Source organism: Bacillus cereus, assembly GCF_002567495.1.
In the GTDB taxonomy this organism is placed as follows: domain Bacteria; phylum Bacillota; class Bacilli; order Bacillales; family Bacillaceae_G; genus Bacillus_A; species Bacillus_A cereus_AQ.
The window spans coordinates 1-600 of sequence record NZ_NVAP01000121.1 but is presented as its reverse complement, the minus strand read 5'-3'; the positions used below and the strand labels follow the sequence as shown (position 1 = coordinate 600).

The window sequence follows — 600 nt, the reverse complement described above, 5'->3', positions numbered from 1 at the left end:
TGGGCTATAGCCAAGCGGTAAGGCAACGGACTTTGACTCCGTCATGCGCTGGTTCGAATCCAGCTAGCCCAGCCATTTACGAGCCATTAGCTCAGTTGGTAGAGCATCTGACTTTTAATCAGAGGGTCGAAGGTTCGAATCCTTCATGGCTCACTTTTGTTTTTTCCGCGCGGTCGTGGCGGAACGGCAGACGCGCTAGGTTGAGGGCCTAGTGGGGGAAACCCCGTGGAGGTTCAAGTCCTCTCGGCCGCATCAAAAAAATCTTAAAAAAGTACTTGCATTTGAAAATGTAGTATGATAAGATAATTGAGTCGCCAAAATACAACGACGAAAAAAACATCATGAATAAGCGCCCGTAGCTCAATTGGATAGAGCGTTTGACTACGGATCAAGAGGTTAGGGGTTCGACTCCTCTCGGGCGCGCCAATTACGGGAAGTGGCTCAGCTTGGTAGAGCACCTGGTTTGGGACCAGGGGGTCGCAGGTTCAAATCCTGTCTTCCCGACCACGCGGGTGTAGTTTAGTGGTAAAACAAGAGCCTTCCAAGCTCTGGTCGAGAGTTCGATTCTCTTCACCCGCTTTTAGTTCTTTGAAAACTGAA

Annotated in this window: 6 tRNA genes; all 6 read left to right on the top strand. The window is 49.7% G+C overall.

The features are described 5' to 3' along the window. The 6 genes from COK05_RS30690 to COK05_RS30665 all read left to right on the top strand — a co-directional run bounded on the left by COK05_RS30690 (position 1) and on the right by COK05_RS30665 (position 579). Positions 1 to 75: transfer RNA gene (locus COK05_RS30690), tRNA-Gln, on the top strand. Positions 76 to 80: 5 nt separating this feature from the next. Then, positions 81 to 153 (top strand) — tRNA-Lys (locus COK05_RS30685). Between the two features lie 16 nt (positions 154 to 169). Beyond that, positions 170 to 252, top strand: a tRNA-Leu gene (locus COK05_RS30680). A gap of 97 nt (positions 253 to 349) precedes the next feature. Then, positions 350 to 426, top strand: a tRNA-Arg gene (locus tag COK05_RS30675). A 4-nt stretch (positions 427 to 430) separates the two neighbouring features. Beyond that, positions 431 to 507, top strand: a tRNA-Pro gene (locus COK05_RS30670). A gap of 1 nt (position 508) precedes the next feature. Further along, a tRNA-Gly gene (locus COK05_RS30665) sits at positions 509 to 579 on the top strand. The last annotated feature ends 21 nt before the right edge of the window (positions 580 to 600 follow it).